Genomic DNA, 5,278 nt, shown 5'->3' on the forward strand with positions numbered 1-5,278 from the left:
GAAGTCCGCATGAAAGTGCGTGTTGACGACACCCTCGATGGTCATTCCGTAGCGGGCTGCGTCCTCGAGGTATTCGGTGATGTCGCGGCGCGGGTCGACCACGATGGCACGGCCGGTGCTTTCGTCACCGATCAGGTACGACGCATGCGAGAGGCACTCGATGTAGTACTGCTCGAGGATCATCGAACAACCTTTCCTGAATCTGGAGGATGGTATGCACACAGGGTGCCATATACCCCCTGGGGTATGTCAAGTACCCCCGGGGTTATATGCGGGTGCAGGCCAGGAACATCGAGAGGAGAGATCGGAACAACTGATCGCCGCCGACTGGCGCTCCGGATCGGCGATACGGTGGAAACCCGGCCGCCCTTCCAACTCACACGCCCAGGTCTAACGGCCCTAGTGCGGCCCACGACTCCAAGCGCACCCTGGCAAAAGAGAAGGTACGAGCGCCTTGCCGTAGGAGGAAGAGACCGCATGACGGCAGTGACCGGAAGCACCGATACCTCAGCAGAATCAGCCCCCACCTCACCACTGATCGAACGGATCCGACGGGGAGTCATCGGCGAGGGAGAGATCTTGGACGGACCCTACGGTCGGCGACGGATCACCTATGCCGACTACACCGCCTCGGGACGGTCACTGGATTTCCTCGAAGACTTCATCCGCCAACAAGTGCTCCCGCGCTACGCCAACACTCACACCGAAAGCTCCGGCACCGGACTGCAGACCTCACTGCTGCGGCAGGACGCACGCCAACTCATCCACGACGCCGTCGGCGGCACAGACAACGATCTGGTGATTTTCTGCGGGTCCGGGGCAACGGCGGCGGTGAACAAGCTGGTCGGAATCCTCGAACTCCGTGTCCCGTCCGGGCTGGCCACACGCTACGGCTGGGACGAACAGATCGCAGAGTCGGACCGACCCGTGGTGTTCGTAGGCCCCTACGAACACCATTCCAACGAGCTACCGTGGCGTGAGTCGATCGCCGACCTGGTGGTGATCGACGAAGACGCTGACGGTCACATCGACGTGGAGCAACTCGAGCGGCGACTGATCGAGTACTCGGACCGGCCACTGCGCATCGGTAGCTTCTCGGCCGCCTCCAACGTCACCGGCGTCTTGTCGGACACCGACCGGATTGCCACCTTGCTCCACGAGCACGGCGCGTTGTCCTTCTGGGACTATGCGGCCGCCGGACCCTATGTCCCGATCCGGGTGCGGGAGAGCGCTCCCGGGGGCGGTGACTACAAGGATGCGATCTTCCTCTCGCCACACAAGTTCGTCGGCGGGCCCCAAACCCCTGGGGTGCTGATGGTCCGTCGCGAGCTGGTCCGCAACGCCGTACCCACCGTGCCGGGTGGGGGCACGGTGGCGTTCGTGGATCCGACCGGCCACCGCTACCTCGATGATCCCGTGGCCCGGGAAGAGGGAGGCACCCCCGCGATCATCGAGTCGATCCGTGCCGGCCTGGTCTTCGCACTCAAAGATGCAGTGGGGACCGACCTCATCGAACAGCGAGAACGACATCTGTGGTGCCATGCCTTGGACCGGTGGCACCGCCACCCGAGTATCGAGATTCTCGGCCACCCGGATGCTCGACGGCTGTCCATCGTGTCTTTCCGTCTCAGATCAGGCGCGGATCGCTACCTGCACCACAACTTCGTTGTGGCCCTGCTCAACGATTTGTTCGGGGTCCAGGCCCGCGGTGGCTGTTCCTGTGCCGGTCCCTACGGGCATCGGCTCCTGGGTATCGACCCGCAACATTCGCGTGCCTTCCGAGACGAGATCGCGTTGGGTTGCGAGGGAATCAAACCCGGCTGGACCCGCATCAACTTCAACTACTTCATTTCCGACGCTGTGCGGGACTACCTGATCGAGGCCGTGGAATTGCTGGCCCGGTACGGCCACCGTCTCCTCACTGACTACACCTTCAGTCCGGATACCGGCCTGTGGCACCATCGTGGAAAAACCCGCCAGCCCCCCTTGCGCCTGACCGACCTGTTCTACGACACAGCCGGCATCCTGCACTACCCGACGGAACGCGAAACCCTCGACGAGGCCGCGCTGGCCGACCACCTGCGCGAGGCCCGCACGCTTCTCGAGGCCCGCCCCGAGAAGGTCCCCGACGGCCCGACCCGCCTCCCCGCGCACTTCGAAGCGCTGCGCTGGTTCCCCCTGCCCCCACAGTGCTTGACCTCCACCCAGGAGAACCCCAGCACCGACGGCACCCCGCATTGACCACCACCAGGCCACTACAACGAACAGTGGGAGGCACAACATGGGCTACGGCAAGGACGTCCAACAGGAACTTCGCGCGCCCGCCCGGGCGTTGCGCCAGGCGATCCCGCAGGTCTACGAGAGCTTCGGACAGCTCTACTCAGCGTCCCTGGCTCCCGGAGCGCTCGATGCCAAGACCAAGGAACTGATCGGCTTGGCGATAGCCGTGACCACCCAATGCGATGGCTGCATCGCCACACATGCGCGCGGCGCGGCCGCACAGGGCAGCACACCGCAGGAAGCGGCCGAGGCCATCGGCGTCGCGCTCATGATGGCCGGTGGGCCGGGCACCGTGTACGGGCCCCGGGCTTTCGCCGCGTTCAACGAATTCCACGCTGCACAGCCCTCCAACAGTGAGAACGACGCACCCGGACCGTAACTGCCCCACTCTGCGGTCGATGCCGTGGAGACGTCCCCGCGATCTCTCCCCCACGAGAGGACCACGATGGCCGAACACCGTAAGGCGACCGCCGAACATCTGGGCGCCGACGTCACCACCGAAGCGGGCGAGGTGTCTGGCGGCGGGGGTGCGTCGGTGCTCGATGTTGTCGCCGGCCGCGGTCCGGCGTTGGCGGTGCTGGCCCATCCCGATGACGAGAGCTTCGGGTTGGGCGCCGTACTCGCCGCGCTGACCACAGCGGGGACCGACGTGCGGGTGGTGTGCCTGACCTATGGTGAGGCGAGCACCCTCGGTTCCGTCGCGGACCTTGCGACCGTGCGCCGTGACGAGCTGACCGCCGCCGCCGAACGCCTGGGCGTCAGCGCCATCGTGCTCAACAACTTTCCCGACGGCCATCTGGGCGAGATCGCCCCCGCCGCTGTCGACGAAGTCGTGCAAAACGACCTTGGTGATGCGGCCACGCTCGTCGTGTTCGAACCAAGCGGTGTCACCGGCCACCCCGATCACCAGGCCGCGACCGCCGCAGCGCATCGCGTCGCTGACCGTCATCAATTGGCAGTGCTCGAATGGGGCGTCATCCCCAGCGTCGCCGCGCAACTCAACACCGAGTACGGCACAGCTTTCGTTGCGCTCGAAGGCGACGGAACCGTCGACATTGCCGTCGACCGCGCCGTACAGCGAGCCGCAATCAAGTGTCACGAAAGCCAAGCCCGCGACAACCCGGTCCTCACCCGTCGACTCGAACTCCAAGGCACCGTAGAACGGATCCGCCTACGCCCTCCCACTCGTTCGGCACACACGATGACGTGAGGGACAACCGAGCGCAGACACCCGCCCGGTGACGCGCACAGACGGGAGAGCGTCTTGTGGCGGAGAGCGTAGTTCGGTGTCTCTACGATGCTCTCGATAACGAATTGATCGCCTGTTCTGCCTGAATATAGCGTCTGGGCGGTATCGGTGACCTTCGCTCCGATGCATGGTTTCGTACCTACGGCGTGCCGGAGTTCGGCGAATAGTCGTCGCCCGGATGTAGGCAGTCGAATCCGGGTGCCGGTGCAGGAGAGCAGGTCGCGAAATACAACGAATTAGTGGAGATCGCCGCAAGCACCACCACACGCCTGCCGTACGGTCTCGCTCGTCGATCACTCAGGCGGTAACAGGAGGGGCCGCCGCGGCGCTGCCCGTCTCGGCCACAGTGTGCTCTGCACGTGAACTCCACCGATGATGTCCGAGATCGGGGAGGTTGACGACCACCAGATTGTTGTCGAGGGGATCGTTGTTCTTCCCGAGACCATCGACTACTGTCCGATACCCGGCACCTTCGAGCAGCGCTTGATGACGCTGATGGAAATGCCCGTGCCACAACCTCGCCGGGCGCACCTGATCGACGACGCGGCGGAGCCGATCCCGATTCGCCTGCGAGGCCGCCACTTCCGAAGGCGGGAACCCGTAACGCTCACGCGGCCTGCCCGGCACGACGACCCCGGCCGGGCAGTCATGGCAGAACATCGCATCCGCAGTGCCCCCGGCGACCGCCGTTTCCGCCTCCTCGACGGTGATCGCTTCCTGCGGCCACCACGAGGTTCCCTCGACCCGCAGGATCCGATCGATCGAATATGCGCCGCCCAGCGCCAAGCACTGCGTCGACCCCCACGACCACCTCCATCCACGGGGAAGGTGGACGATCCGCTCGCGCAGGTACCGCAAACCGCTATCAGCGAGCGGGTACGCCAGGAGTCGGTCGAAGTCTTCGTGATTACCGTCGACGAACCCGAGAACGAGGCCACACCGGCGCAGGGTGTCGTCGAGGGTATCGAGATACATGTCGGTGAAGCGGTAACCGAAGTCCCCGAGATGAATGAGCACAGTCGCGTTCCGTCTGGCTGCGTGCTCGATCGCGGCGACACCATGACGAGTGTCCGCGTGCCAATCTCCGGCAAGGGCGATCCGCGAAGGAACCTCCAGAAAGCGATCCACACCTATGCGCTGATGTGTATTCACGGTCGGCCACCACCTCTGACTTTGTACCTGCGAATCTCGCCCATGAATTCAGACACGAAGTCCTCGCGCTACCGCCGCCACCGAGGGATCTCTGATTCACACCTCTGTGACGAGATCGGTCAGCAGACTATCCAGCGCCTTTCTGCTCGATTCGAAGTCAGGAACCGTTGGCGACACGGCTGCCGCATTCGGTGGTGAGCCCACCACCACCGTGAATCAAATTTTACTCCGCAGAGGGCTGGCTGAGCAGTATCAACGCCCGATTCTTCCCGCAAGCCGGCCCGTGAGCGGGATGCGGTGACCAGCACGAACCCGTTAGACCCGTCCGATGATATTCCCATCGCCGGGGCGCCAAACGGAGCGAAGGCGTCTCTTCGCGTGCCGGTAGGCCAGGAAGGATGCATCATTGTTGCCGTTGTTTGCGAAAATGTGGGTGCGGAGTCGCTATGCCTTGCTCAGGGTTGCCAGGGCGGCTTCGCCGATGGGTTCTTCGGCGAGCATCGGGACGATGGCGGTTCGCTGGCTGTATTGGTTTGTGATGCTGTCGATTTCGGCGATTTCTCCGGCTGCGCGCTGCTGCAGGAGCGGCGAGGTAGG

4 protein-coding genes and 1 pseudogene are annotated in these 5,278 nt (G+C 64.2%); 3 read left to right on the plus strand and 2 right to left on the minus strand.

The features are described 5' to 3' along the window. Positions 1–183, minus strand: a pseudogene (locus tag R4P65_RS32815) (MBL fold metallo-hydrolase); the annotation flags it as partial. Between the two features lie 294 nt (positions 184–477). Here R4P65_RS32815 and R4P65_RS32820 point away from each other — a divergent pair. From R4P65_RS32820 to R4P65_RS32830, 3 genes are all read left to right on the plus strand, one after another. Next, positions 478–2,241, plus strand: coding sequence for an aminotransferase class V-fold PLP-dependent enzyme (locus R4P65_RS32820; protein ID WP_317829668.1), 1,764 nt, complete (start codon positions 478–480; stop codon positions 2,239–2,241). 40 nt (positions 2,242–2,281) lie between these two features. After that, complete coding sequence (locus R4P65_RS32825; RefSeq protein WP_317829669.1) at positions 2,282–2,659, plus strand: carboxymuconolactone decarboxylase family protein; 378 nt, start codon at positions 2,282–2,284, stop codon at positions 2,657–2,659. A 66-nt stretch (positions 2,660–2,725) separates the two neighbouring features. Continuing rightward, a complete protein-coding gene (locus R4P65_RS32830) occupies positions 2,726–3,490 on the plus strand; it encodes a PIG-L deacetylase family protein (RefSeq protein ID WP_317829670.1) in 765 nt (254 codons plus the stop codon). A gap of 336 nt (positions 3,491–3,826) precedes the next feature. On the opposite strand, the gene R4P65_RS32835 is transcribed toward R4P65_RS32830, so the two are convergent. Next, on the minus strand, positions 3,827–4,681 hold the full coding sequence (locus R4P65_RS32835; RefSeq protein ID WP_317829671.1) for a metallophosphoesterase: 855 nt from the start codon (positions 4,679–4,681) through the stop codon (positions 3,827–3,829). Positions 4,682–5,278 lie beyond the last annotated feature (597 nt).

Source organism: Rhodococcus sp. IEGM 1318 (genome assembly GCF_033142465.1).
Taxonomy (GTDB): domain Bacteria; phylum Actinomycetota; class Actinomycetes; order Mycobacteriales; family Mycobacteriaceae; genus Rhodococcus_F; species Rhodococcus_F qingshengii_B.

Coding starts and splice junctions, on each gene's coding strand:
- R4P65_RS32820 (WP_317829668.1), top strand. CDS start 478: ATGACGGCAGTGACCGGAAGCACCGATACCTCAGCAGAATCAGCCCCC.
- R4P65_RS32825 (WP_317829669.1), top strand. CDS start 2,282: ATGGGCTACGGCAAGGACGTCCAACAGGAACTTCGCGCGCCCGCCCGG.
- R4P65_RS32830 (WP_317829670.1), top strand. CDS start 2,726: ATGGCCGAACACCGTAAGGCGACCGCCGAACATCTGGGCGCCGACGTC.